Genomic DNA, 23,574 nt, shown 5'->3' with positions numbered 1-23,574 from the left:
GTCGAGCCCGTGCCGGTCGAGCCCGTGCCGGTCGAGCCCGTGCCGGTCGAGCCCGTGCCGGTCGAGCCCGTGCCGGTCGAGCCCGTGCCGGTCGAGCCCGACGCCGCGTCGGGAACCTCCGTGCCGCCACGGCGTCCGGCGGCGCCGTCCGACGACCCGGTCACGCCCGACGCGCCGGTCACCCCTGACGACCCGGTCACGCCCGACGACCCGGTCACGCCCGACGCGCCGATGGACCGACCCACGCGATCGGCGGACGGCTCCGAGCCGTCCGGTGCGCCCGCACCGCAGGTGACCACCGAGGTCCATCGCTTCGAGCTGGCACCGGACGGTGGTACCGCCTACGTGGCCAGCGGGTCAGTCGACGGCACCGTCCTCAACCAGTGGGCGCTGTCGGAGTACGACGACGACCTGAGGATCGCCACGACGACACCGGCCGCACGCGGACGACGCGCGGCCAGCGCGGTCACCGTCCTGCGCCGGGACGGCGACCGGCTCGTGGAGGTCGGCCGTGTCGGCGACCTCGGCCGTGGGGAGCAGATCTACGCCGTGCGCTACGCCGGGCCGATCGGGTTCGTCGTGACCTTTCGACAGGTCGATCCCCTGTACACGCTCGACCTGTCCGACCGGCGCGCCCCGCGTGTGCTCGGCGAGCTCAAGATCGCCGGGTACTCGGCCTACCTGCACCCCGTCGGCGACCATCACCTCCTCGGCGTCGGCCAGGATGCCGACCGTCGTGGCCGGACCATGGGTCTGCAGATGTCGCTGTTCGACATCGGTGACCTGTCAGCGCCGGCACGGATCGCACAGCTCACGGCGGGACCGCGCACATCCAGCCCGGTCGAGTACGACCACCGCGCGCTGCTCGCCTGGCCGGATCGCGATCTGGTGGCACTGCCGGTCGAACACTGGGACGACGGCGACGTGGACGTGCTCGTGCTCGAGGTCGCTGGTGACGCGACGCTGCGCGAACGCGGCACCGTCAGCGTGCCGGACGGACCGGCGTACATCGGTGGTGCGGTGCGCTCGCTGGTGGTCGGCGACCGGCTGGTGACGGTGACCCCGGGCGTCGTGGTCGTCTCGGATCTTGACACGCTGCAACAGGTGGGCGCGGTCGTCCTGTGACCTCCCGCGCCCAGATCCACCGCCGGACATGCGTGAACCACACCGCTCCACGGCAATGATGGGATGACGACCCCGCAATCCCGTGATGCGAAGGAAGCACGAGCATGCGCTACCGACGGCTGGGCCGGACCGGGTACAAGGTCAGCGAGATCGGCTTCGGCTCATGGGCGATCGGCGGTGACTGGGGCCCGACCGATGACGCCGCAGCGATGGAAGCGCTGCACGCCGCGGTCGACGCCGGGATCACCTTGTTCGACACCGCCGACGTGTACGGCGACGGGCACGCGGAGCGCCTGCTGGCGCGGCTGCGGGCCGAACGGGACGAGGACCTGGTCATCGCGACCAAGGTCGGGCGTCGCGGACCCCTGGACCCCGATGCGTACACCTACGACGCGCTGCGCGAGTGGATGGACCGCTGTCGCGAGAACCTGCAGGTCGACCGCCTCGACCTCGTGCAGTTGCACTGCCCGCCGACGGACACCTACTACCGGCCGCAGGTGTTCGAGGATCTGCAGGCGCTGGTCGACGAGGGTGTGACGGCGGCGGTCGGCGTCAGTGTCGCGCGCGTCGAGGAGGGGCTCAAGGCGATCGAGTTCGAAGTGGTCTCGACCGTGCAGATCATCTTCAACATCTTCCGCCAACGCCCGGCGGAGCTGTTCCTGTCCCGGGCCCACGAGCACGACGTGGGCATCATCGGGCGCATCCCGCTGGCCAGTGGCGTGTTGACGGGCAAGTACGACGCCGAGGCTGAGTTCCCACACGACGACCACCGCAACTTCAACGCGGACGGTGAGGTGTTCGACGTGGGTGAGACGTTCGCCGGGGTCGGCCTGGACCGTGGCGTCTCTGCGGCAGAGCAGTTGCGCGCACGCGTGCCTGACGACGCCACGATGGCGCAGTTCGCGCTGCGTTGGATCCTGATGCACCCGGAGGTGTCGACAGTGGTCGCGGGTGCCAGGACACCCGAGCAGGTCGTCGAGAACGCGGCCGCGTCGTCGCTGGCGGCCCTGTCCGACGACGACATGGCCGCGGTGGAGTGGGTGTACCGCGAACGCATCGCGCCGGTCGTCCACCAGCGCTGGTAGCACCATCGGCCGGATCGTCGACCGCGGTGGCGGCCGCGGCTCATCCGGCCCCATCGACGGGCGCGTCAGCCGTCCGACAGGACCACAGCGGTCACCGGGCTCAGCTCACCACTGAATGGCGCGCGCTCGCCCGAGCGGTCGGTGCCGACCACCACCGGCAGTCCAGTGCAGTCCTCGACGTGCACGGCCGCGTCGCCGAAGTTGGCGAGCACGCGTCGCCACCCATCCGGTCCGATCCGGTCGTAGGCCAGCACGCCCGCGGGTGCGTCCAGCAGCGCCAGACCGCCGCTGTGCAGTGCCGGGTCGGCGCGGCGTGCTCGCAACAGGCGGCGGTACAGGTTGGCGATCGAGTGGGGGTCGCGTCGCTGGGTCGCCACGTTGCGGGTCTCGGGATCCGGCGGCAACGGCAGCCACGCGTTGTCGCCCCAACCGTGGCCGGGCTCCGCCGTCCACGGGATCGGCGCACGGCACGGATCCCGACCGCCGGGGTCGACCACACGATCGGCGGGCACGTGTGCGTCCTCGAGTCCGAGCTCCTCGCCGGCGTACAGGAACGGCGTGCCGCGCAGCGTCAGCAGCACGACCGCCGCCACGCGCGCGCGGCGTTCGTCGCCTCCGTAGCGGGTGCGGTGCCGCGGCTCGTCGTGGTTCGACAGCACGAGCGTGGGCCAGGTCGCGGTCCGCTGCGCGTGGTGTTCGATCGCCGCGATCTCGTCGCGGAACGCGTCCGCGCTCCACGGCGAGCGCAGCAGGCCGAAGTTGAACACCATATGGAGCTGGTCGGCGCCCGCGTGGCTGAGGATGTCGGCAGGTTCGTACAGGTTGACCTCGCCGACCATCATCCGGTCGCCGTCGTAGCCGTCGAGCACCTTCCGGATGCCGCGGAGCCATTCGTGCGTCAACTGATCGCGGTGCGTCCTCACACGGTCGCCGGGATGATCCGGCGGATCGTCGGGCAGTTCCGGGTTCTTGCCGATGAGGTGGACGACGTCGGCACGGAAGCCGTCGACGCCACGGTCGAGCCAGAACCGCAGCACGTCGTGCATCGCCGAGCGGACAGCCGGGTTGTTCCAGTTCAGGTCCGGCTGTTGGGGAAGGAAGTGGTGCAGGTAGTACTGGCCGGTGCGCTGGTCGAGTGTCCACGCCGACGCGTCCGCGAACGCGCGGCGCCAGTTGTTCGGCTGGTCACGCCAGATGTACCAGTCGCGGTAGGGGTTGCTGCGCGAACCTCGCGACGCCATGAACCACGGGTGGCGGTCCGACGTGTGGTTGGGCACCCAGTCCAACAGCACACGGAGGTCCCGACGGTGGGCGGCCTCGACGAGGGCGTCGAAGTCGTCGAGAGAACCGAACACCGGATCAATGTCGGTGTAGTTGGAGATGTCGTAGCCGAAGTCGGCCATCGGCGACGGGTAGATCGGTGAGGTCCACAGACCATCGACGCCCAGCCACGAGAGGTGATCGAGGTGTCGGCGCATGCCGGCGAGGTCACCGATGCCGTCACCCGAGGCGTCGGCGAACGAGCGGGGATAGATCTGGTAGATGACGCCCCGCTGCCACCAGGTCGTGCGCACGTCGATCAGCTTGCCAGCGGCAGGGCGCCAGATGATCCAAGGGTGCGGTCGATCTCACAGAGGACGTCGCACGCATCAGCCGTGACCGCCGGGTCATGGCAGCCACCGACCGCCGCCGCGAGATCGTCGCGCACCAGGTGCAGCGCGACGGTGTCCTCTGGTCGCCGTTCGACCAGCGCGGTCGCCTCCGCGATCAGATCGCCCAGTCCGGTCGTCGCATCGTCCATGGTCGTCTCCCGCAGGCGGAATCCCACGGTTGTAACCTACCCCACGCGGCGACCCGCGCGTCGCCGCCCCGTCGGGCAGCGGAGCGGATCTTCAGCAGGACCACCGTCAGGTCCGGTTGGCGCCCACGCGTGCGAGAAGGCGACGGATCACCACATCGGGCACGACCTTCGTCATGCCGGCCCACAGGCGGTAGGGGCGGCCCACGACGCGGACCGATCGGCCGGACCGCAGTGCAGCCAGCCCCGTGGCTGCCACGTCGTCGGGTCGCAGCCACAGGCGGTCGGGGATGGGAGTCCGCTTGATGCCGGCCGCGTCGTGGTACCCCGTGCGCGTGAACCCGGGGCACAGCGCCAGGACCTTGACGCCGCTGCCCGCCAGTTCGGTGTGGATCGCCTTGCTGAGGGTGGTCACATAGGTCTTGCTCGCGCCGTAGTTCGCGCCGTTCGGGTACGGCTGGAACGACGTCATCGACGACACGTTGATGATCCCGCCGTGGCGGCGGGATCGCATGACCCCCACCGCCGCATGGGTCAGCCGGACCAACGCCGTGATGTTGAGATCGATCAGCGCGGTCTCATGCTCCAGCGCGATCTCGCCGAAGCGACCGCTGGTGCCGATGCCGGCGCTGTTGACCAGCAGGTCGACCGGTGCGGCCTCGTCGCGGAGCCGTGCCTCCACCGTCGTGCATCCCGCCCGGGTGCCCAGATCGGCGGGCAGGACCTCCACGTCCACACGGTGGCTGCTCCGCAGCCGGTCGGCGACAGCCTCCAGCGCGTCACGTCCGCGGGCGACCAGCACGAGATCGCTGCCGTCGGCGGCGAGAAGCTGTGCGAACGCCTCTCCTATGCCGCTGCTGGCGCCGGTCACGAGCCCACGTCGCCACTCGGGCATCTCTGCTCCTCGATGTCGTCGGTCTGCGCTGGGACGCCGGTCGCCGCCCACGGCACCAGCCAGAGCGAATCTACTCCCTCACTGACCAGCCACAGGCCGCAGCCGTCGGCCGCCAGAGCTTCCGGTTGGGGCGACGGGGGGATCCCGTCGAGCTCGCGCGCCGTCCATGTCGCCAGCGTGTCCAGCGGCGCGTCCGGGGTCGGCGGGGTGTAGGCGACCACGTGGTCGTTCGCCGACGTACAGGCACGGTCGGCGCAGCGTGGCACCGTCGGCACACGGCGCGACCGCCAGCCCTTCCGTGTCGCGGCCCCGGACCCCGTCGGCCACGATGTCCACCTGAGCTCCGTGCGCGATGTCGATCGCCGTGACACCACGCGTGCCCGGGCCGTCGTCGAGGACGTACACCCAGCCGGGGTTGCGCACGCTGGCAGCGACACCGCTGGCTTCGCCGACGGGTGGTGACGTCGTACGACGCGGCGACGAACGCCTCGGGTGCGACGGCCGGCCCCCCGGGGGGCGCGGATCGCGAGGGGGCCGCGCCGTCGCTCGGTGCCACCCGCTGCGCCCGTTCAGCAGGCTCAGGTGCGATCGCGCGGCACGCCGAGGTGAAGGTGGCCACCACCAGCAGTGCGGTCACGAGGCCGATGGCGTGCCGGTGTCCCTGCCCATCCCGCCGGGGCAGGGACACCCTCAACGGCACGCCACCACGGTGGCAGATGGACAGGTCAGCGCGCATCGTCAAGATGGAGGAGCTTTCAGGCATGCGATGACGGTTGGCGCCGTCGGCGCAACGCACCGTGGACGGCAGGTGGCTCGGCACTCATGTGCCGCGCCGGTCAGGCGCGTCCGTCGAGGTCCTTGACGACCTCGCCACCCTTGATGACGAGCCGGACCCGTTCGGGGTCGTCGAAGTGGTCGGGCTCGTCGAGCGGATCGAAGTCGAGGCCGATGCAGTCAGCGAGCTTGCCCGCCTCCAACGTGCCCAGGCGGTCGTCCACACGCATGATCTCGGCGTTGGCGCGCGTCGCCGAGACGATCGCCGCCATGGGTGAGTGCAGCTGTGACCGCAGCACCAGCTCGAGCCCCCGGCGGTTCTGATCAGGACCGAGCAGGTCGGTGCCCGAACCGACGCGCACACCGGCCTCCAGGGCGATGAGGACGGCGTTGCTCATCGCCTTCTCGACGCCGGCGACGCGCGGCAGCACGTAGTCGCCGAGGCCGTACTTCTGGTACTCGGTCGACAGCAGGCGGATCACGGCCAGGGTCGGGACCAGCGCCGCACCGGCCGTCGCCATCCGCGCCGCGGTGGGCTCGTCGAGAAACGTGCCGTGCTCGAAGCACTCCAGGCCCGCCTCGAGGCCGCGCAGGATGCCCTCGGTGTTGTGCGCGTGGGCGGTCACGTACGTGTCGCGCGCGTGGGCCTCGTCGACGGCGGCGCGCAGCTCGGCCACCGTGAACTGGACATCCTCGAGCCGGTCGGTCAGCGAGACCACGCCGCCGGACGTGCAGACCTTGATCTGCGTCGCGCCGTGACGGAACGCGTTGCGTGCCGCGATGCGCACCTCGTCCGGTCCGTCGCACATGACGCTGGGCTGGGACAGTCCCGGCAGGCCCGTGTAGTGGTGATGGTGGGGGAGGAAGGGATGCCCGAACTCGCCGTGACCTCCGGTCTGCGAGAGCATCGGACCGCTCGGGAACAGACGGGGCCCGCCGACCAGACCGGCTTCGATGGCCTGGGCCAGCCCGCCGTCGGCGCCCGCGACCTCCCGCGCCGTCGTGTGCCCGGAGGCGAGGCACAGCTCCGCGTTGCGGAACAGGTGCGCGGCGAGCAGCGCCGGCGGCATGGCTCCCAACCGGTCGCCCTCGATGAGCCCCATGTGGGTGTGGGCGTCGATCAGCCCGGGCATCAGCGTCAGGTCGCCCGCGTCGATCGTGGCGTCGACCGCGCCATCGTCGTCCGTGCCGACCGCGGCGATCCGGTCGCCGTCGATCGTGACCGCAGCGGTGTCGACCGGATCCCTGCCGGAACCGTCGATGATCGTCCGGGCGTGCACGCGGTAGGTCATGGCAGCTCCTGGCGGGAAGGCTCGAACCTACATCGTGCCCTCGCGCTTCACCTCCGGTCGCCTCCCGCACATGCGAACTTCCTCGGACTAGTGAAGTTGGTGTTGCCTCCTGCTCGGAGTGTGGAACACTACGTACGCTTGACCGTACGCAGCGCGATCACTCGGGGGAGCTTCGCGGAGCCTGGTTCCGAAACACGTGTCGGATCGGCTCCGCCGGACAGACAGCACAGGGGGCAGATGCACGTGGTCGTACCGCTCGATCGCGCGAGTCCTGTTCCGCTGTGGGCGCAACTCGAGGCGGAGCTGCGCCGGCGGCTCGCAGAAGGGGAGTTCAGCCGCCAGTTCCCGACGGACCGCGAACTGGTCGAGACCTACGGTGTGAGCCGGCACACGGCGAGGGATGCGGTCGACCGCCTCTGCGCTGACGGCCTGCTGGAGCGGCGACGGGGCCGCGGCACGTTCGTGCGCGACGAGTTCGAGCGGCCCGCCGGCGCGCTGTACGCCCTGTTCAGGTCCGTGGAGGCACAGGGCGTCGAACAGACCATCCGCCTGCGCCACCTCTCCGAGTGCACCGACACCGCGGCCGCCGCCCGCTTGGAGCTCCCATCGGAGGCCCCGTTGGTGCTCATCGACCGCACGAGGCTGGCCGACGGGGTTCCGCTGGCCGTCGATCGGCTGTGGCTGCCCGCCGAGGTCGGACGACCGCTGATGGATGCGGACCTGCAGTACGGTGTGCTGTACCACGAGCTGGCGCAGCGCTGTGGCATCAACGTCGTCGGCGGATGGGAACGCATACGCCCGACGATCCCGACCCCCGAGGACTGCGAGCTGCTCGGGCTGGGTCCCGGCACCGCGGTGTTCACGATCGAGCGGCTCGGTCGCACCGACGACCGGCCGGTCGAGTGGCGGGTCAGCAAGGTGCGCGGCGACCGCTACAGCTTCGTCACCACGTGGGATCCGCGCACCGGAGTCGACCGCATCCCCACCTGGCAGGCGCGGACACCCGTACGGTGAGTCCGCCCGGTGCTCGGATCGCTCCCGAGGTGGACGTGCCTGCGTGAGCGCGGGAGGATGGTCGTCGCGATCGCGCGGGAGGTCTGTGGTGAGCCAGCCGATGGTGACCGTCAACGTCACGCGCGACGTCCCCGACGACTGGCGCGGCCAGCTGTTCACCGGCGCGTTGCTGATCGTGACCGACGTCGCCGAGCTGGTGCCGTTCCGTTCCCACGTCGAACAGCTGCTGACCGACGCGTTCGCGCCGGCGGCGCCACCGCAGGCGCAGGCCACGCTGGGGGACGACGACTTCCTGTCCCGTGGCCCCGCCGTGCGTGCGGCGTTCCGGCGCGACCAGCAGGCGCGTGCTCTGCTGCACCCCGTGTTCGAGCGGTTCGGTCTCGACGCGGCGACCACGTACTGGGACCGGCTGAACCTGCGCGTGCTTCCCGCCGGCGCGGAACCCGGACATCACGCGGACGTCGCCCTCGGTGCGCACCGCGACAGCTGGTCGTCCAACGTCTACGCGCAGGTCAACTGGTGGCTGCCGCTGTACCCGATCAGCGCCGAGCGCGCGATCGCGTTCCACCCGCGGCACTGGACGCGACCGTTGCCCAACACCAGCGGCATGTGGGATCTCGATGAGCTGCGTCGTCAGCGTGCGGCCGGCGGACCGGTCACCGTGCCGCTGATCCCTGAGCCGCGCACGCCGCCGGATCCGTCCGACGCCGTCGTCGTGGTCGTCCAGCCCGGGGACGTGCTCCTGTTCTCCGGAGCCCACCTGCACGCGACCGTGCCCAACACATCGGGCCGTCCCCGCTTCAGCGTCGAGATCCGCACGGTCGCGCTCGACGACCTGCGGGCCGGACGGGGTGCGCCCAACGTCGACGGTGCGGCGCCGCGGGTTCCGTGGGGCTGGTTCCGCAACGTCGCCGACGACAGAGCTCTGAACGCCGAGGTGGCGTGCGGGAAGTGAGGTGGTGGCGCCGTCAGCCGCAGGCGCTGTAGGCGTACGGGTACGGGTTGACGTTCCCGCTTCCGCCCGGCTGGACCTCCCAGTGCAGGTGCGGGATGCCGGCGGCATTGCCCGTGTCGCCGACGTAGGCGATGTGGGTGCCGGCGGAGACGCTCTGGCCGACCGAGATGCCGGAGTGGTATCCCGACAGGTGTGTGTAGTAGTACAGGTTGCCGTTGGCGCCCTGCAGGTACAGCGAGATCCCACCGAGCGCGTTGCCGTCCATGCGGGTGATCGTCCCGCTCTCGTACGCGTAGATGGGCGTACCGTGCGGGGCGAGGATGTCGACGCCGAGGTGCGACCGGCCACCGGACCGCGGCGCACCGTAGGTGTCGCTGTAGTTGCGTGGCTGACCCACCGGGCACGCGATGCCGCCACTAACCGGCGCCGATCCACCGCCGCTCGAGCTCGACGAGGGTGTCGACGGCGCGGCTTCGTCGCCTCCGGTGTCCGCCGCGGCCTCCTGTGCCCGCCGGCGCGCCGCGGCGGCGCGCCGGGCGCGCTCGTCGGCGATCTCCTCGTCGAGCTCCTCGACCGCGGCCTGCGCCTCGGACACCTTGTCGCGCGCCTCCTCCTGGGTCGCCTGGAGCTCCCGGGTCCGCTCGTCGAGCTGGGCGGTGGCCTGTTCGAGCTCGCTGGTGAGCGCCGCGGTCGTACGTGACGCACCCTGTGCGGCCTCCTGGTCGGCGCGGCTGTCGGCCGCGAGCACGCTCAGCAGCGCCGCCCGCTCGGCGATCTCGTCGACGGTGTCACCGCCGAGCATCGCGACCAGCGGGTCCCCACCGGCGCCGCTCATGTACGCCTGCCGGTGCCGGTCCGACACCTCGGAAGCTGCCCGCCGTGCAGTCCTGCGCTGGGTGCGCAGGCGTCCGTCGAGGCGCTCGATCTCGGCGGTCTGCCGTTCGCGCGCCACCTTGAGCTCCTCGATGCGCGACAGCAGTTCGTCGAGCTCGCCCTGCAGCTCCACCTGACGCGCCGCCGCCTCGTCGCGTTGACGCTCCGCTTCGTCGAGATCGAGTGGTCCGGCCCACACGCCCGTCGACGCGAGCAGCAGGGCGACCAGTACGAGGGCGAGCACGATCAGGCCGCGGCATGTGGAGGCCGCGGTGTCGCGCAACGTGCGCAGGACCGACATGTCCTCTCACGCTATGTACCTGCGCGGGTGATGTGCCACCGCCGATCGGACACGTCGGACAGGGTGGCGGGCCCGCCGCAGCGTGCAGCGGCGGCGGTGACCCGATGCGCGTGGACGGTCTACGCTCCGTCGGATGCTGTTCGCGAAGGCGTTGTGGCCGGGGCTGGCCGACGGAAGTGTGCGGCTGGCGTTCCGTCGCTGGACGCGCCCGACCGTCCGCGAGGGCGGCACGTTGCGCAGCCCGGTCGGCGTCCTGGCGATCGACGAGGTACAGGCGATCGGGCCGGGCGACATCACGGACGCCCATGCCGTCCTGGCAGGGCACGCCGACCGTCAGGCCGCGCTCGACGCGCTCCGACCCGGAGAGGACCGCACGCTGTACCGCATCGCGTTCCACCTCGTCGGCGAGGATCCACGCGTGGCGTTGCGCGAGCGGGCCGATCTGGACGACGCTGGTGCGGCGGACCTCGTCGCCGCGTTGGACCGCCTCGATGCCGCCAGTCGTGACGGCGCGTGGACACGTGATGTGCTGCACCAGATCCGTCGGCGGCCAGGGGTCCGAGCGCCGGATCTGGCGGCTGAAGCGGGCCAGGAGACGCCCCGGTTCAAGCGACGCGTACGTCGGCTGAAGGAGCTGGGCCTCACCGAGAGCCTGCGGATCGGGTACCGGCTCTCGCCGCGCGGCGCGGCGCTCGTGTCGCGTCTCGGGGGCGGCGGCGACCCTGCATGATCTCACGGTGCAGGCGTCGGACCGTCATCGGCGATGACGCTAGATCGCCGGGGTCTCCCGGTAGGTGCCGAACACGTCCTGCATCGCGGCGGAGATCTCGCCCAGCGTGGCGTCGGCGCGCACGGCGTCGATGATGACCGGTATGAGGTTCGCGTCGGTGCCGCACGCGGTCCGCAGCTTGTCGAGCGCATCGTCGACGGCCGCCCGGTCGCGCTGCGCGCGATGGTCGGACAACCGTGCCGTCTGGGCCTGTTCGACCTCGTGCGAGATGCGCAGGATCTCCAGCTCGGGGTCCTCGTCGCCGGTGTGACTGTTGACGCCGACGATCTTCTTCGTGCCGGCCTCGAGCTGCTGCTGGTAGCGGAACGCCGCGTCCGCGATCTCGGACGTGAACCAGCCGGACTCGATGCCGCGCAGCAGTCCACCGGTGATCGACCCGTCGTCGGACAGGTCGAGGATGCGTGCGAAGTAGTCCTCGACGTCGGCCTCCACCTTGTCGGTCATCCATTCGACGAACCAGGAGCCTCCCAGCGGATCGATCGTGTTCGTGACCTCCGTCTCCTCGGCGATCACATGTTGGGTGCGCAGCGCCACACGCGCCGCGTGGTCGCTCGGTAGCGCCAGGACCTCGTCCAGCGCATTGGTGTGCAGCGACTGCGTGCCACCGAGCACGGCAGCGAGCGCCTCCAGCGCCGTGCGTACGATGTTGTTGTCCGGCTGCTGCGCCGTCAGGCTGACGCCCGCCGTTTGCGTGTGGAAGCGGAGCAGCATCGCGCGCTCGGTCGTCGCGCCGTACCGGTCGCGCATCCAGCGTGCCCAGATGCGACGCGCGGCGCGGAACTTGCCGATCTCCTCGAAGAAGTCGATGTGGCTGTCGAAGAAGAACGACAGGCGCGGACCGAAGTCGTCCAGGTCGAGGCCGCGCGACTGGCCCAGCTCGACGTAGCTGAACCCTGCCGCCAGCGTGAACGCGAGCTCCTGCGCGGCGGTCGAGCCGGCCTCGCGGATGTGGTACCCGGAGATCGAGATCGGGTGGTAGCGCGGCATGTGCCCGGTGGTGAACTCCATGAGGTCGCCGATGAGCCGCAGGTGTGGCTCCGGCGGGAACAGCCACTCCTTCTGCGCGATGTACTCCTTGTGGATGTCGGTCTGCAGCGTCCCGCCCAGCGACGCCAGGTCGAACCCCTGGCGTTCGGCGGCCACGCAGTACATCGCGAAGATCACCACGGCGGGGGCGTTGATCGTCATCGACGTGGTGATCTCACCGAGCGGGATGCCATCGAACAGCCGTTCCATGTCGTCCAGCGTGTCGACGGCGACGCCGCAGTGGCCGACCTCACCGAGGCTGTGCGGGTCGTCGGAGTCGCGGCCCATCAACGTCGGCATGTCGAACGCGACCGACAGTCCGTGCTGTCCGGCCTCGAGCAGATCGTGGTAGCGCCGGTTGGTGTCGGTCACGCTGCCGAAGCCGGCGAACTGACGGATCGTCCACGGACGCCCGCGGTACATCGACGCGTAGACGCCGCGGGTGTAGGGGAACTCGCCCGGCCTGCCGATGCGGTCGGTGTCGACGGTGTAGTTGTTGGGGCCGACGAGCGGGGGTACGTCGACGTCGGACAGCGTGGTGCGCGGCTCGTCCGGGTCGCGCCCCGCGCGTCGCATCGACGCCTCGTAGCGCGCACGCCACGCAGCATCGTCGTCAGGCGTCCGCTCGAGATGTGGGCCTGGGTGGGTGGGTTCGTTGGGGTCAGACCTCGCAGCGGCGCGCTCGGGTCGCTCGTCACCACGGTCGGACGGTGCATCGATGTTCACGGGCACACTCCAGGCTCGGCTCCCAACCCAGTGTCGCCCGGCCCCACCCCGCGTCAACGCCCCCACCTGGGACGCATGAATGCCGAGGTGGTTGTCAGATGCCGGGGAAATGGGGTGGAACGACAACCACCTCGTGGTTGCCGCGGCACTTCGCGGCCGCAACCACCGGGTACGGTGGCGCTCACCCGTCCCCCCGTGGAGACCGTTGTTGCGCGAGTTCGTCGACGCCTACGCCGTGCTCGGTGTCAGCCCCACCGCAGACGACGCCACCATCAAGGCGGCGTACCGTCAGCTGGCGGCACGTCACCATCCGGATCTCGCAGCCGTGGACGAGCGCGCGGCGGCCAACGGGCGGATGCGGGAGCTCAACATCGCCTACGGCCTGATCGCGCAGCCGGAGCGCCGCCGTCAGTACGACCAGGTCCGTGCGGTGCACCGTGCGCACGGTGCCTTCGACGACGTCGAGGAACTGTGGCTGCACCTGCTGCGTTCGGCGGGGCGCTGGGTGGGGCGCCAGACGGGTCCCCGGGGCGGAGCATACCGGGCGGGGTACGTCGTCGGTCGGTGGCTGCGCGGCTGAGGCGGCTGAGGCGCCACGCGCCCACGGCTGCCGTCATCCGACACCTGGTCGTCGGCGGCGGTGACGTCGAGCGCGTGACAGATGTCACGCCCTCGATCAGCCGGCGCGCTGCTCCTCGGCGATCTTCTCGCGCACGTCGTCCATGTCGAGGCGCTGTGCCTGGTCGAGGAGGTCCTCCAGCGCCGCCTCGGGCAGTGAGCCGGGCTGGGAGAACAGCACGACCTGGTCGCGGACGATCATCAGTGTCGGTATCGACATGATGTTGAACATGCCGGCCAGCTGCTGCTGCGCCTCCGTGTCGACCTTGCCGAACACCACGTCGGGATGCCGCTCGGACACCGACTCGTAGATCGGCGCGAACGTGCGGCACGGACCACACCACGCGGCCCAGAAGTCCACGAGCACCAGCTCGTTGTCCTCCAGCGTCTGCGTGAAGTTGTCGTCGGTCAGCTCGACGGTTGCCATGTGGGCTCCGGTGTCGGTCGCACGCGGCCCGTACCGCATGCGGGGTGGATGTCATCTTCTGCAACACATTCGACCGCGTCAGCATTTCGTCGGTACACGTGCGGCACCGATCGCGTCAACCGCGCCGCACGTCGTTCCACGAGGGACGGGCGAGTCGGCGCACGCCATCGAGCGTCTGATAGGCGGCACCGCCGAGCCGCCCGACCGCGTCGAGCCGCTCGGGAGGAATCTCGCCGTCCTGCCAGAGCCGTTCGTCGGTGTGCACCCGGACGACGTCGCCGAACACCATGCGGCCGTTGCCCACCTCCAGCACCTCACGCAACGTGCACTCGAGCGCGGCCGGCGCGCCGGCCACGCGGGGGACCGAGACCACGGAGGACGGCGCCCGTTGGAGGTCCGCCCAGTGGAACTCGTCCTCGTCGGCGGGGAAGTCGGCGGCGGTGAGGTTCATCTGTTCCATGAGCCGGCGCGACACGATGTTGACGACGAACTCTCCGGTGGCCAGGACGTTGCGCAGGGTGTCCTTGGCGCCCGCGGAGGTGAAGTGCACGATCGGCGGTGCGTTCGACGCGATGTTGAAGTACGAGTGCGGTGCGACGTTGGGCAGGCCGTCGGCCGAGACGCTCGACACCCAGGCAATGGGGCGCGGCACGACGAGCATCGTCAGCAGCTTGTAGACCGCGCGATCATGCAGGTCGGCCGGGTCGATCTCTCGCATCCGGCGATGCTACCCGTGCGCTGCTCAGCCGCTCCGGTGCTCGTCAGCCGCCGTCGCGCACGGTGATCCCGAGATGCTCGGCGAGCAGGGGAGCGAGGGTGACGAGCTGTGCCGAGGTGATCACAGTGCCGCGAAGATGGCCGACGTCGCCGATGACGCCCGTGGACGCACCGCTGAGATCGACGTCGCGCAGCTCAGCGTGCGCCGTGTGCAACCGTTCGATGCTGCAGTCGTCGAACGCGACCCTCTCCAGGGACGCCGCGCCGACATCGAGGTCGGCGATCGCGCACTGCTCGAACCGCAGGTCGGTGACGGCCGCGTCCCGCAGGTTCACGTAGCCCAGCCGACTGCCGCGCACGGCGACGCGCACCATCTCGACGTCGTGCGCGCGCAGCTCGCCGATCCGGCAGCGCGAGAACGTCACGTCGCGCAGGCGCGCGCCCACGAGATCGAGCGCGCTCGCCTCGACGCGGTCGAGCTCGCACTCCGCGAGCAGTGCTCCTGCCAGTCGTGCACCGTGCAGGTCGCAATCGGCGAGACGTGAGGCGGTGAGACGCAGTCCTGTCAGGTCGCGATTCGACTGGTCCGCGCCTGCCAGCACCACGCCGTCGCGGTCTCCGTCGGCGGCCAGGGCACTGATCGGCTCCAGGGGCTCGGGCAGGTCGATGTCGGGCGTCCGCGGGGCGTGCGCTCGGCGTGCCATCGCCCGCAAGCGTACGGCACCGGTCGGGTGCCCCGGACGATTCACCGACGCCGCCCGCGTCAACGTGCGTGCTCACGGCGGAGGCTGGACGATGATCCCGCCGTGTCGGGTCGCGATCTCCGGGCGTTGGCCGCAGGGGCGGTGACCGTCGTCAGCGCCTGCACAAGGGCCGGCGCGGGCCCGGAGGCGGACCGATCAGCCCCGACGGGCGGAGGCGACGCAGCCGCTCGCCAGCTTCGCGTTCGACCAGTCGGGACCGCGGGGTGATCTGAACCGCGCTGGGCGTTGACAGGTCGCCCCGGTGGTGGGGGTTGTGGTCCTTGTGGGGTGATGTTGCGCGCTCGGCGTTGACAGGTCGCCCCACTGACGTCCGAGGGGTCAGGCGCCCTTGCGGCGGCGGACCTCGTCGACGATCGCCGGCAGCACCTCCTGCAGGCTGCCGATCACCGCGTAGTTGCCGCGGGTCACCAGCGGAGCCTCCTGGTCGGTGTTGATCGCCAGGATGTTCTTCGAGTCCTTGCACCCGACCCAGTGCTGGGTGGCGCCACTAATCCCGCATGCGACGTACAGCTGCGGGGCGATCTTGGTGCCGGTCTGGCCGACCTGGTCGCTGTGCGAGCGCCAGCCGTTGTTGGTCGCGACGCGCGAGCACCCCACCGCGCCTTCGAGCAGACCCGCGAGCTCCTCGAGCACCGCGAAGCCCTCCGCGCTGCCGACACCGCGGCCGCCGGAGATCACGACCGGGGCCGACGCCAGCGAGACGCCGCCCCCGCTGGGCTCGTGGTCGACCACATGGACGGCGGTGCTGGCACCGTCGAGCTCCGGCTGGAACTCCGTCGCGGCGACCGTCTCGATCCCCGCCCCCCGGCTCGCTGCGCTCGCCCTCACCCCGCCGATCCCCGCCCCCCGGCTCGCTGCGCTCGTCACCCCGCCGATCCCCGCCCCGTTGACCTCGGCGGCCTGGAACGCGTGCGGCGCCAACGTGGCCAGCTTGGTCGACGCGTCGAGCTCGGCGTCCTCGAGCAGGCTGCCGCCCCACCGCAGTCGGGTCAACGCCCACGGGGCCCCGTCGGCCGCCGCCACCTCGGTGCAGTTGGCGGCCATCGGCAGATCGGTGCGCGCGGCGACGTGCGCCAGCACCTCGTTGCCCTTCTCGGTGCCCGATGCCAGCACGCCCACCGCCTCGTGGGTGCCCATCAGCTGGATGATGCTCTCTGCGTACGCGGCTGGCGCGTACGCCGCCAGGTCGGGGTGGGCGACCACGTGCGCGTGCGCGGCGCCGTACGCACCCAGGCGCTCGAGCGCGGTCTCGGCGCCGGGGCCGATCACGATCGCGTGCAGCACGGCGCCGAGGTCCTCGGCGATCGCGCGACCGGCGGACACCAGCTCCAGACCCGTCTCGTCGACGACACCGGACTCGTGCTCGACGAACGCGAGGAGTGCCGGTCCTGTGACGTGTGCAGCGCTCACATCAGCCCCAGTTCCTCGAACAGGTCCACGACCGCGGTCGCGGCCTCCGGTCCGTGCCCCAGCACGACCGTCTCGGTCTTCTGCTCCCGCGGCTGGCGCAGCCGCACCTTGCGCAGGCCGCCCGGCTCGGCCTGCGGCTCGAAGCCGCGGACCTGTGCCTTGCGCGCCCGCATGCGGCCCTTGATGGCGGGATAGCGCGGTAGGTTGAGACCCTCCTTCACCGCCACCGCCGCCGGGAGCGGCAGTTCGTACAGCTCGAACCCGTCGGTCACCTGGCGGCGCACGCGTATCGATCCCCGCCCGCCGGCTCGCTGCCGCTCGCCCTCACCCACGCCGTCGTCCGTGAAGTCGATGCCCTTGATGCCGGCGATGATTGGTAGTGCCAGGCGATGGGCCACGCGTACGCCGACCTGGTAGTTGCCCGCGTCGGGAGACTCGTTGCCGAACAGCACGAGGTCGTAGGTCGTACCCTCCGACGCCAGCGACGCGATGGTGTCGGAGATCGCGGAGGCCGTCGCCTGCGGGTCCCAGTCGATCTCGTCGATGGCCAGGAGCACGCCGTGGTCGATCCCCATCGATATCGCCTGGCGGACCTGCTCGTCGGCCTCCGGCGGACCCAGGCAGAGCACGGTCGAGCTGCCGCCGTGCTCAGCGACGATGCGCACCGCCTCTTCGACGGCGCACTCGTCGTGCGGGCTCATGGTGAAGCCCAGGTGCCTGGTGTCGATCTCCTGCTCGTCGTCGGTCAGGTTGATGCGAGCACCCGGCGCGGGTACCCGCTTGATGCAGACCAGGACGTCGTAGCCCACGTGGTCACCTCACTCGCGAGACGCGGCGTCGCCGTCAGGCCTTCATCCGCTCGTCGTCCGGATCGAACAGCGGCGTGCGGCCGGCGACGGCCACCGTCACGGGGTACAGCTCGTTGATGTACTCGACTGCCAGCTTCGTGCCCTCCTGCGCGTGCTCTGGCGGCAGGTAGGCCAGCAGCAGGTACCTGCCCACCGACGGGCCGGCGCCGGCGCTGGTGACGTAGGACGGCCGCCCCTTGGCATCGACGATGCGCTCACCGTCGGGCGTGACGATCGGCTCCCCGCCGCTGGGGTAGCGGGCGATGCCATCTTCGGACGTGTGGTCGTCGACCGTCAGCGTGCACATGATCGCCGCCGGGTCCTCGTCGCGCGCCTTCAGGTACGCCTCGCGGCCGATGAAGTCGGCCCGCTTGACCTTCGGCAGCGCCAGGCCCGCCTCGACGGGGTTGTACTCCGACTCGAGCTCGGCCCCCATCAGCCGGTAGCCCTTCTCCAGGCGACCTGTCGTGCCGTAGACGCCGATGCCGGCCGGCACGATGCCGTGCGGCTGACCGGCCGCGTACACGGCGTCCCACAGCGCCAGACCGTGCTCCATAGGGCAGTGCAGCTCCCAACCGAGCTCGCCGACGTAGGAGATGCGCACGGCCAGCACCGGCAGCGACCCGATCCGGATCTGCGTGGCGTACCCGTACGCCAGTCCCACGTTGGAGATGTCGTCCTCGGTGATCGCCGACAGCACGTCACGGGCCTTCGGACCCCAGAGCCCGAGCGTGCAGTAGGCCGACGTCACGTCGACCAGTTGCGCCGAACCGTCGGCGGGCAGGTGGTCGGTGAACCACTTGTGGTCGCGCGGACCGTCGGCACCGCCGGTGATGATCCGGAAGTGGTCGTCGCCGAGGCGCACCACCGTCAGGTCGGAGCGGAAGCCGCCGTTGGGCGTCAGCACCGGCGTGTACATGATGCGCCCGGGGGGGCGGTCCATCTGCGACACGGTCATGCGCTGCATGAAGTCCAGCGCACCGGGCCCGATCACATCGAACAGCGCGAAGGCGGTCAGGTCGATCATCGCCACCCGGTCGCGCATCGCGAGGTGTTCACCGTCGATGATCGGCGACCACCAGCGCGCGTCCCACTCGTGCTCGCGGCCCTCGACGCCGTACTCCTCGACGAGCCCGCCGTTCGACGCGTACCACTGCGGACGCTCCCAGCCCGCCGCTTCGAAGAACACCGCGCCGAGCTCCTGCTGACGGGGGTAGAAGGGGCTGGTGCGCAGCGGACGGTTGGATTCCCACTGTTCGCGCGGATGCACGATGCCGTAGGTCTTGTTGAAGCCCTCCGAGGTGCGGGCCTCGACATGCGCGACGGCCCGCTGGTGCGGGTAGAAGCGGGCGACATCGGCGCCGTGCAGATCGATCTCGGGCTCGCCGTGGGTCATCCACTCGGCGAGCGCCCTGCCGACGCCCGGTCCCTCCTTGATCCATACCGCGGCGGCCGACCAGAGGCCCTTGACCTCCACGGTCTCGCCGAGGATGGGGTTGCCGTCGGGGGTCAGCGACAGCAGGCCGTTGATGGCGTGGCGCACACCGGCGCCCTCGACGGTCAGCGCCTCGGGGAACAGCTCGAGCGCGTCCTCCATCTGCGGGTCGAAGTCCTCCTGCGTGAACGGCATCTGCGTCGGCGACAGCTGCGCCTCCTCGATCGAGGGGATGTCGTCGGCGCGGTGCAGGATCGGCCGGTGGGCGTAGGACCCGACCTCCATGTCGCCGCCGTTCTGACGCTCGTACATGAGGGTGTCCATGTCGCGCACGATCGGGAAGGCGATCTCGGCACGGGTGTCGAGCAGCTCGGGGATCGGGCCGACGTCGATCATCTGGTGCACGGCGGGCGTCAGCGGGATGGTGGCACCGGCCATCTCCGCGATCCGCGGACTCCACACGCCGCAGGCGATCACCACCGTCGGCGTGGCGATGTCGCCACGGTCGGTCTTCACACCGGCGACGCGGCCGTTGTCGGTCTCGATGTCGAGCACCTCGGTGCTGGCCATGGAGGTCAGCGCGCCGAGCTCCTGCGCCCGCTCGCGCATGATCGTGCCGGCGCGTAACGAGTCGACGACCGACACCGACGGCGTGTAGAAGCCCGCCAGGACGATCTCGTGGTTGATGAACGGCACGAGCTCTTTGACCTCGTCAGCGTTCAGCAGGTAGGACTCGACGCCCCACGCCTTGGCCGCTGACATCCGCCGCTTCAGCTCGTGGACGCGCTCAGGTGTGCGCGCGACCTCGATGCCGCCGGACGTGGTCTGGACGCCCATCTCCTCGTACTGCCGCTGCGAGTCGAGCGTCAGCAGCGCGAGCTCCTTGCCGTGGTCGACGGGGAAGATGAAGTTCGACGCGTGTCCCGTCGACCCGCCGGGGTCGGGCAGCGGCCCCTTGTCGACCTGGACGATGTGGCGCCAGCCGTGCTGTGCGAGATGACCGACGAGGCAGTTGCCGACGATGCCCGCACCGATGACGACGACGTCGGCGCTGTCCGGTATGGTGCTCACGATGCTCCCTTCACGCGCTCGTCACGCGGGCGCGGCTGCGCCTGTGGCGTCAGGACACGACAGGCCGCGCCCGCTGGGCCCGGGCCGGATCTCGGGTCGCGTCGCTGATGGCAGATGCAGGTCTCGCTGGTGTCTGGAATGGGCGGGAAGGTATCAGGTCGACGTTCGGATGCCTACCCGCCACGGCTGATTCGTAGAATATGGCGCAACGGTTGCACCTGAAGCAACCCTTGGACCGTGATTGGGTCTGGATGGCGGTGATGTCGGAGCCGTGATCGACCTACGGCCCGCCGGGCCAGGCGACCACGACTTCCTGTGGTCCGTGCAGTGGCGCGCGCTGGGCAGCTACGTCACCGAGGCGTTCGGCACCGGCGAGGCGGAGCAACGGGCCTTCTTCGACGAGCACCACGACATCTCATGGTCGCGGATCGTCGTCGTTGATGGCGTCGACGCGGGCGTCCTCGCATGGTGGTCCAGGGACGACCACTGGTATCTGGGCACCATCGGACTGCTGTCGCCGTTCCAGGAACGTGGCGTCGGTCGGCGACTCATCGGTCGCCTGTTGGCCGACGCCGATGAAGCTGGTGTGGCCGTCCGCCTTCAGGTGCTGCGGTCGAACGACCGTGCCCGGGCGCTGTACGAGCGTCTGGGTTTCCGCGTCGACAGTGCCACCGGGACCCACCAGCAGATGGAGCGGCGGCCCGGCGGCGACCCTCGTCCGGTGTCGGCGCCCGACGAGGCGGGGTGGCGGTGACCGACGCGACGGTGCTGGCGTGGCTGCCCGCCATCGGTGCGCTGGTGCTCGTCGCGTCGCCGCGACCGTGGCGGGTGCTTCGACCCGTGGTGACCATCGCCCACGAGGGCGGGCACGTCGCCGTGGCGCTGCTGGCAGGTCGCCGCCTCGCTGGTGTGCGCGTCCACGCGGACGCGTCGGGACTCACCCGGTCGCGCGGCCGGGACGATGGGCCGGGGATGGTCGCGACACTGCTCGCAGGCTACGTCACACCCTGCGTCCTGGGGCTCGCCGCGGCCCTCTTGGTGTCGGCCGGGCGGCACCTGGTCGTCCTGGGGACGGCGGTCGCGCTGCTGGTCGCGCTGCTCGTGACGATGCGCAACGTCTTCGGCGTCGTGGCCGTCGTGGCGACCGGAGCCGCCCTGGTCGGTCTGACGGCGTACGCCTCACCGCCCTTCCAGGAGGCCTGTGCGGCGCTGCTGGCCTGGTTCCTGCTGTTCGGAGGCGTGCGGTCGGTGGTGGACCTGCGCCGGGGACGACGCGGTGGTGCGCGCGACTCCGACGCCGATCAACTGGCGCGCCTGACACGTGTGCCAGCCGTGCTGTGGGTGCTCGCCTTCGCCGCGGTCTCGCTCGGCGCGCTGGCCGCCGCGACGGCGTTGCTCATGCGCGCGTGAAGGCCTGCCGAGGTGCTGCTGTCCGCTCGCCCTTGGGCGGTGTGCCTGCGGTCGACGCGCCGATGCGCGGCGGCGGCAAGCTGCGCTCTAGCAGTCGGTGATCACGTAGAACCACGAGTGGCGCTCGGTGCAGTAGCCCCGGCGGTCCGCTTCGAGGACGGTCTGTGCGTTGCGCTGCAGGTGGTAGCGATCGATGTCCAGCAGGTCACCTGACGCGTGCCGCGCGATGTTCTCGGCCAGCGGCAGGTAGTCGACGATCACGACCGCGTCGGTCCATCCGGCCTGGAACAGCGCCTCGACCATCCCACCGCGTTGCCGGCGGATCTGCGCCCGCGTCTGCGGCGCCGCGGCCTCGACCTGTGCGAGGTTGCGGTCGATGCCCGCGTTGCGCATCTCGATCCCGAACGCGGGACCCAGGTAGGGGACCACCCACGTGTTGCTCCACGGCAGCAGCGTGACGGGCCCCCCGGCGCCGGCCATCTCCCACCGCAGCTCTGGGAGCTCGTCGGCCTCGAACGTGGCGATCGCGGGGTCGGCGGTCGTCAGCTGCGACGGCGCGTTCGGCACCGATGGTGCGGGGTCCGCCATGCTCGTCAGCACCTGTGGGGAGACGAGCTCGAGCACCGCCAGCGCGGCCACCGCCCACACCACCGGCGAGCGTGCCGTCGGGCGGGGTGACAGCGGCAGGACGGCGCCGACGCCGAGGACCAGAGCCAGGAAGGTCAGTGCGTTGAAGGTCCACGGATAGCGGATCCACCGCATGGGCGTCGACGTCCACAGCCAGCGCAGTGGGGACATCACGTGTGCGTCGGGCAGTGCGACGCTGGCGACGTGCCACTCCGGCCCGAGCGACAACAGCAGCGAGCCGGCGGCGACGACGCCCAGCAGCACGAGGAACTCGCGCCGTCCGACCTGGATGCCACCGGGGCCCCGGCGCGTGGCACTGGGACGGCGGTCGTCGGTCGCGCCCGGTGGCCCGGCGCCTTCGGTGGCGTCGCCGCGGGTGAACGCCAGTGCGGCCAGCAGCGTGAGCAGACCGACGCCCAGGTACGGTGCGACCCACAACATCGGCCCGTCCGACAGCCGCTCGGCGAGCAGGCCGTCCATGCCCAGGCCATCCAGCGCCGCGCCGAGCAGCGATGCCCGCCCGTCGGGGGCGACGAGCGCGACGAGGTCGACGCCCTCGTTCATCGCGTTCGTCAGGAAGTTCTCGGTCTGCGACGTGATCCCCGCGAGCGTCATGCGCCACCGCAACAGCGCGGCGACCAACCACACACCGGTCGCGCCGAGCCCGAGGAGCAGCAGCCGTGTCCCGCGCTCCCAGCCGCGTTGCAGGACGAGGATCACGATGGCCGCCGACGTGATCGCGGCGGCGAACATGGCGGCGTACTGCCACTCGATGCCGATGACGACGGCGGCGGCCACGCACGCCAGCCCGGGCGCGACCAGGATCCGTGGTGGCCGCAGCCCCGCACGCACGAGGGACGCACGGACGTACAGCACGTGCAGCGCGGCGAACAGCACCGGCAGCAGCACGACGGCGACGGTGTTCCAGTACCAGTTCCAGGTGCGTGACGTCAACGTGCCGTTCAGCGCGAGGACGGCGACCATGCCGCCGGCGATCCACACCGATCCGGTCAGGCGGCGTCCCAGCCAGTACAGCGCGGCGAAGCCAGCGACCAGTGGGACCGCCACCGCGATCTTCCACGCCACGAGGGCGTCGAACCCGGCGCGCACGAGCAGCCCGCCGAGCGGATAGGTCAGCCCCCCGTCGAGTTGGTGCATGCCCAGCGGCACGCCCGCGCGCCCGCACGTCATGATCAGGGGGTTGAGCGCGCCGCCGTCGAGCGCGCACGCGGTGAACCCGCGGAACATCCAATCGATGAGCACCGTCGGGCGGCGGCCCGGCACCGCGCCGAGCACCAGCAGCACCGGAAGCGCGCCAACGACGCCCGCGACCGCTGCGGGCAGCAGCGGACGGGCGCGTCGGCGCAGCGAGCGGCCGGCGCGCGCCGTCGGTTCACCGCGGATGGCAGCCCGGTCCTGATCGGTGCGGGACGGTGCGGACGGACCGGCGGTCGCCGTGTCGGCACCCACCTGGCCCCCGTCCACCCGTGCCGCCTCCCAGGTCGCCGACCACTGACCCGACGGCCGTCACACTAGCGACGGGTGATCCGTCAGCTCCGGTGGCCCGACCGTGCCCGTCACGATCGGGGTGAA

22 protein-coding genes are annotated in these 23,574 nt (G+C 70.9%); 8 read left to right on the top strand and 14 right to left on the bottom strand.

Features of this window, described 5'->3' with window-relative positions; translation table 11 throughout:
- Window positions 1-1,125: beta-propeller domain-containing protein (locus tag VFZ70_14660; protein ID HEX6257046.1), on the top strand; the 1,125-nt coding region annotated here is incomplete at its 5' end.
- A 104-nt stretch (window positions 1,126-1,229) separates the two neighbouring features.
- Window positions 1,230-2,210 carry an aldo/keto reductase gene (locus tag VFZ70_14655; protein HEX6257045.1) on the top strand — a complete coding sequence of 327 codons (981 nt, stop codon included), beginning with the start codon at window positions 1,230-1,232 and terminating at the stop codon, window positions 2,208-2,210.
- A 65-nt stretch (window positions 2,211-2,275) separates the two neighbouring features.
- On the opposite strand, the gene VFZ70_14650 is transcribed toward VFZ70_14655, so the two are convergent.
- The 5 genes from VFZ70_14650 to VFZ70_14630 form a co-directional block, all read right to left on the bottom strand.
- Entirely contained in the window at window positions 2,276-3,784 is a 1,509-nt protein-coding gene (locus VFZ70_14650) for an alpha-amylase family glycosyl hydrolase (protein HEX6257044.1), read from the bottom strand.
- A gap of 5 nt (window positions 3,785-3,789) precedes the next feature.
- Complete coding sequence (locus tag VFZ70_14645; protein ID HEX6257043.1) at window positions 3,790-4,038, bottom strand: hypothetical protein; 249 nt, start codon at window positions 4,036-4,038, stop codon at window positions 3,790-3,792.
- 79 nt (window positions 4,039-4,117) lie between these two features.
- A complete protein-coding gene (locus tag VFZ70_14640) occupies window positions 4,118-4,903 on the bottom strand; it encodes an SDR family oxidoreductase (protein HEX6257042.1) in 786 nt (261 codons plus the stop codon).
- Window positions 4,876-5,124, bottom strand: a complete 249-nt coding sequence (locus VFZ70_14635) for a hypothetical protein (GenBank protein HEX6257041.1) — start codon at window positions 5,122-5,124, stop codon at window positions 4,876-4,878. Before VFZ70_14635 ends, VFZ70_14640 begins: the two co-directional genes overlap by 28 nt.
- A gap of 615 nt (window positions 5,125-5,739) precedes the next feature.
- Window positions 5,740-6,969, bottom strand: a complete 1,230-nt coding sequence (locus VFZ70_14630) for an amidohydrolase family protein (protein HEX6257040.1) — start codon at window positions 6,967-6,969, stop codon at window positions 5,740-5,742.
- 237 nt (window positions 6,970-7,206) lie between these two features.
- Between VFZ70_14630 and VFZ70_14625 the strand changes: the two genes are divergently transcribed.
- Window positions 7,207-7,983 carry a GntR family transcriptional regulator gene (locus VFZ70_14625; protein HEX6257039.1) on the top strand — a complete coding sequence of 259 codons (777 nt, stop codon included), beginning with the start codon at window positions 7,207-7,209 and terminating at the stop codon, window positions 7,981-7,983.
- 88 nt (window positions 7,984-8,071) lie between these two features.
- Window positions 8,072-8,938, top strand: a complete 867-nt coding sequence (locus VFZ70_14620) for a phytanoyl-CoA dioxygenase family protein (protein ID HEX6257038.1) — start codon at window positions 8,072-8,074, stop codon at window positions 8,936-8,938.
- A 13-nt stretch (window positions 8,939-8,951) separates the two neighbouring features.
- Here the strand turns inward: VFZ70_14620 and VFZ70_14615 are convergent, their stop codons facing one another.
- Window positions 8,952-10,112: a peptidoglycan DD-metalloendopeptidase family protein gene (locus VFZ70_14615; GenBank protein ID HEX6257037.1), complete on the bottom strand. Its 1,161-nt coding sequence runs from the start codon at window positions 10,110-10,112 to the stop codon at window positions 8,952-8,954.
- A gap of 133 nt (window positions 10,113-10,245) precedes the next feature.
- Between VFZ70_14615 and VFZ70_14610 the strand changes: the two genes are divergently transcribed.
- Window positions 10,246-10,842, top strand: coding sequence for a hypothetical protein (locus VFZ70_14610; GenBank protein ID HEX6257036.1), 597 nt, complete (start codon window positions 10,246-10,248; stop codon window positions 10,840-10,842).
- Window positions 10,843-10,881: 39 nt separating this feature from the next.
- Here the strand turns inward: VFZ70_14610 and VFZ70_14605 are convergent, their stop codons facing one another.
- Complete coding sequence (locus tag VFZ70_14605; GenBank protein ID HEX6257035.1) at window positions 10,882-12,654, bottom strand: methylmalonyl-CoA mutase family protein; 1,773 nt, start codon at window positions 12,652-12,654, stop codon at window positions 10,882-10,884.
- A 208-nt stretch (window positions 12,655-12,862) separates the two neighbouring features.
- On the opposite strand from VFZ70_14605, the gene VFZ70_14600 reads away from it, so the two are divergent.
- On the top strand, window positions 12,863-13,234 hold the full coding sequence (locus VFZ70_14600; protein HEX6257034.1) for a J domain-containing protein: 372 nt from the start codon (window positions 12,863-12,865) through the stop codon (window positions 13,232-13,234).
- A gap of 96 nt (window positions 13,235-13,330) precedes the next feature.
- On the opposite strand, the gene trxA is transcribed toward VFZ70_14600, so the two are convergent.
- From trxA to VFZ70_14570, 6 genes are all read right to left on the bottom strand, one after another.
- Window positions 13,331-13,699: a thioredoxin gene (trxA, locus tag VFZ70_14595; GenBank protein HEX6257033.1), complete on the bottom strand. Its 369-nt coding sequence runs from the start codon at window positions 13,697-13,699 to the stop codon at window positions 13,331-13,333.
- 115 nt (window positions 13,700-13,814) lie between these two features.
- On the bottom strand, window positions 13,815-14,417 hold the full coding sequence (locus VFZ70_14590) for a flavin reductase family protein (protein ID HEX6257032.1): 603 nt from the start codon (window positions 14,415-14,417) through the stop codon (window positions 13,815-13,817).
- Window positions 14,418-14,460: 43 nt separating this feature from the next.
- Entirely contained in the window at window positions 14,461-15,120 is a 660-nt protein-coding gene (locus VFZ70_14585; protein HEX6257031.1) for a pentapeptide repeat-containing protein, read from the bottom strand.
- A gap of 378 nt (window positions 15,121-15,498) precedes the next feature.
- Window positions 15,499-16,590: an electron transfer flavoprotein subunit alpha/FixB family protein gene (locus VFZ70_14580; GenBank protein HEX6257030.1), complete on the bottom strand. Its 1,092-nt coding sequence runs from the start codon at window positions 16,588-16,590 to the stop codon at window positions 15,499-15,501.
- Entirely contained in the window at window positions 16,587-17,399 is an 813-nt protein-coding gene (locus VFZ70_14575) for a hypothetical protein (GenBank protein ID HEX6257029.1), read from the bottom strand. Before VFZ70_14575 ends, VFZ70_14580 begins: the two co-directional genes overlap by 4 nt.
- Before the next feature lie 34 nt (window positions 17,400-17,433).
- Window positions 17,434-19,944 carry an FAD-dependent oxidoreductase gene (locus VFZ70_14570; protein ID HEX6257028.1) on the bottom strand — a complete coding sequence of 837 codons (2,511 nt, stop codon included), beginning with the start codon at window positions 19,942-19,944 and terminating at the stop codon, window positions 17,434-17,436.
- Between the two features lie 271 nt (window positions 19,945-20,215).
- On the opposite strand from VFZ70_14570, the gene VFZ70_14565 reads away from it, so the two are divergent.
- Both VFZ70_14565 and VFZ70_14560 read left to right on the top strand, forming a co-directional pair.
- A complete protein-coding gene (locus tag VFZ70_14565; GenBank protein HEX6257027.1) occupies window positions 20,216-20,698 on the top strand; it encodes a GNAT family N-acetyltransferase in 483 nt (160 codons plus the stop codon).
- Window positions 20,689-21,354, top strand: coding sequence for a M50 family metallopeptidase (locus tag VFZ70_14560; protein HEX6257026.1), 666 nt, complete (start codon window positions 20,689-20,691; stop codon window positions 21,352-21,354). The genes VFZ70_14565 and VFZ70_14560 overlap by 10 nt, the downstream gene beginning before the upstream one ends.
- An 87-nt stretch (window positions 21,355-21,441) precedes the next feature.
- Here the strand turns inward: VFZ70_14560 and VFZ70_14555 are convergent, their stop codons facing one another.
- Window positions 21,442-23,466 carry a hypothetical protein gene (locus VFZ70_14555; protein HEX6257025.1) on the bottom strand — a complete coding sequence of 675 codons (2,025 nt, stop codon included), beginning with the start codon at window positions 23,464-23,466 and terminating at the stop codon, window positions 21,442-21,444.
- Window positions 23,467-23,574: the final 108 nt, after the last annotated feature.

Source organism: Euzebyales bacterium, assembly GCA_036374135.1.
Taxonomy (GTDB): Bacteria; Actinomycetota; Nitriliruptoria; order Euzebyales; family JAHELV01; genus JAHELV01.
The sequence above is the reverse complement of the archived record's forward strand: the minus strand, read 5'-3'. Positions and strand labels throughout refer to the sequence as shown.

What these genes read in the sequence shown, in the direction of transcription:
- VFZ70_14655 (HEX6257045.1), top strand. Translation starts at nt 1,230, where the DNA reads ATGCGCTACCGACGGCTGGGCCGGACCGGGTACAAGGTCAGCGAGATC.
- VFZ70_14640 (HEX6257042.1), bottom strand. Translation starts at nt 4,903, where the DNA reads ATGCCCGAGTGGCGACGTGGGCTCGTGACCGGCGCCAGCAGCGGCATA.
- VFZ70_14630 (HEX6257040.1), bottom strand. Translation starts at nt 6,969, where the DNA reads ATGACCTACCGCGTGCACGCCCGGACGATCATCGACGGTTCCGGCAGG.
- VFZ70_14625 (HEX6257039.1), top strand. Translation starts at nt 7,207, where the DNA reads ATGCACGTGGTCGTACCGCTCGATCGCGCGAGTCCTGTTCCGCTGTGG.
- VFZ70_14615 (HEX6257037.1), bottom strand. Translation starts at nt 10,112, where the DNA reads ATGTCGGTCCTGCGCACGTTGCGCGACACCGCGGCCTCCACATGCCGC.
- VFZ70_14610 (HEX6257036.1), top strand. Translation starts at nt 10,246, where the DNA reads ATGCTGTTCGCGAAGGCGTTGTGGCCGGGGCTGGCCGACGGAAGTGTG.
- trxA (HEX6257033.1), bottom strand. Translation starts at nt 13,699, where the DNA reads ATGGCAACCGTCGAGCTGACCGACGACAACTTCACGCAGACGCTGGAG.
- VFZ70_14590 (HEX6257032.1), bottom strand. Translation starts at nt 14,417, where the DNA reads ATGCGAGAGATCGACCCGGCCGACCTGCATGATCGCGCGGTCTACAAG.
- VFZ70_14585 (HEX6257031.1), bottom strand. Translation starts at nt 15,120, where the DNA reads ATGGCACGCCGAGCGCACGCCCCGCGGACGCCCGACATCGACCTGCCC.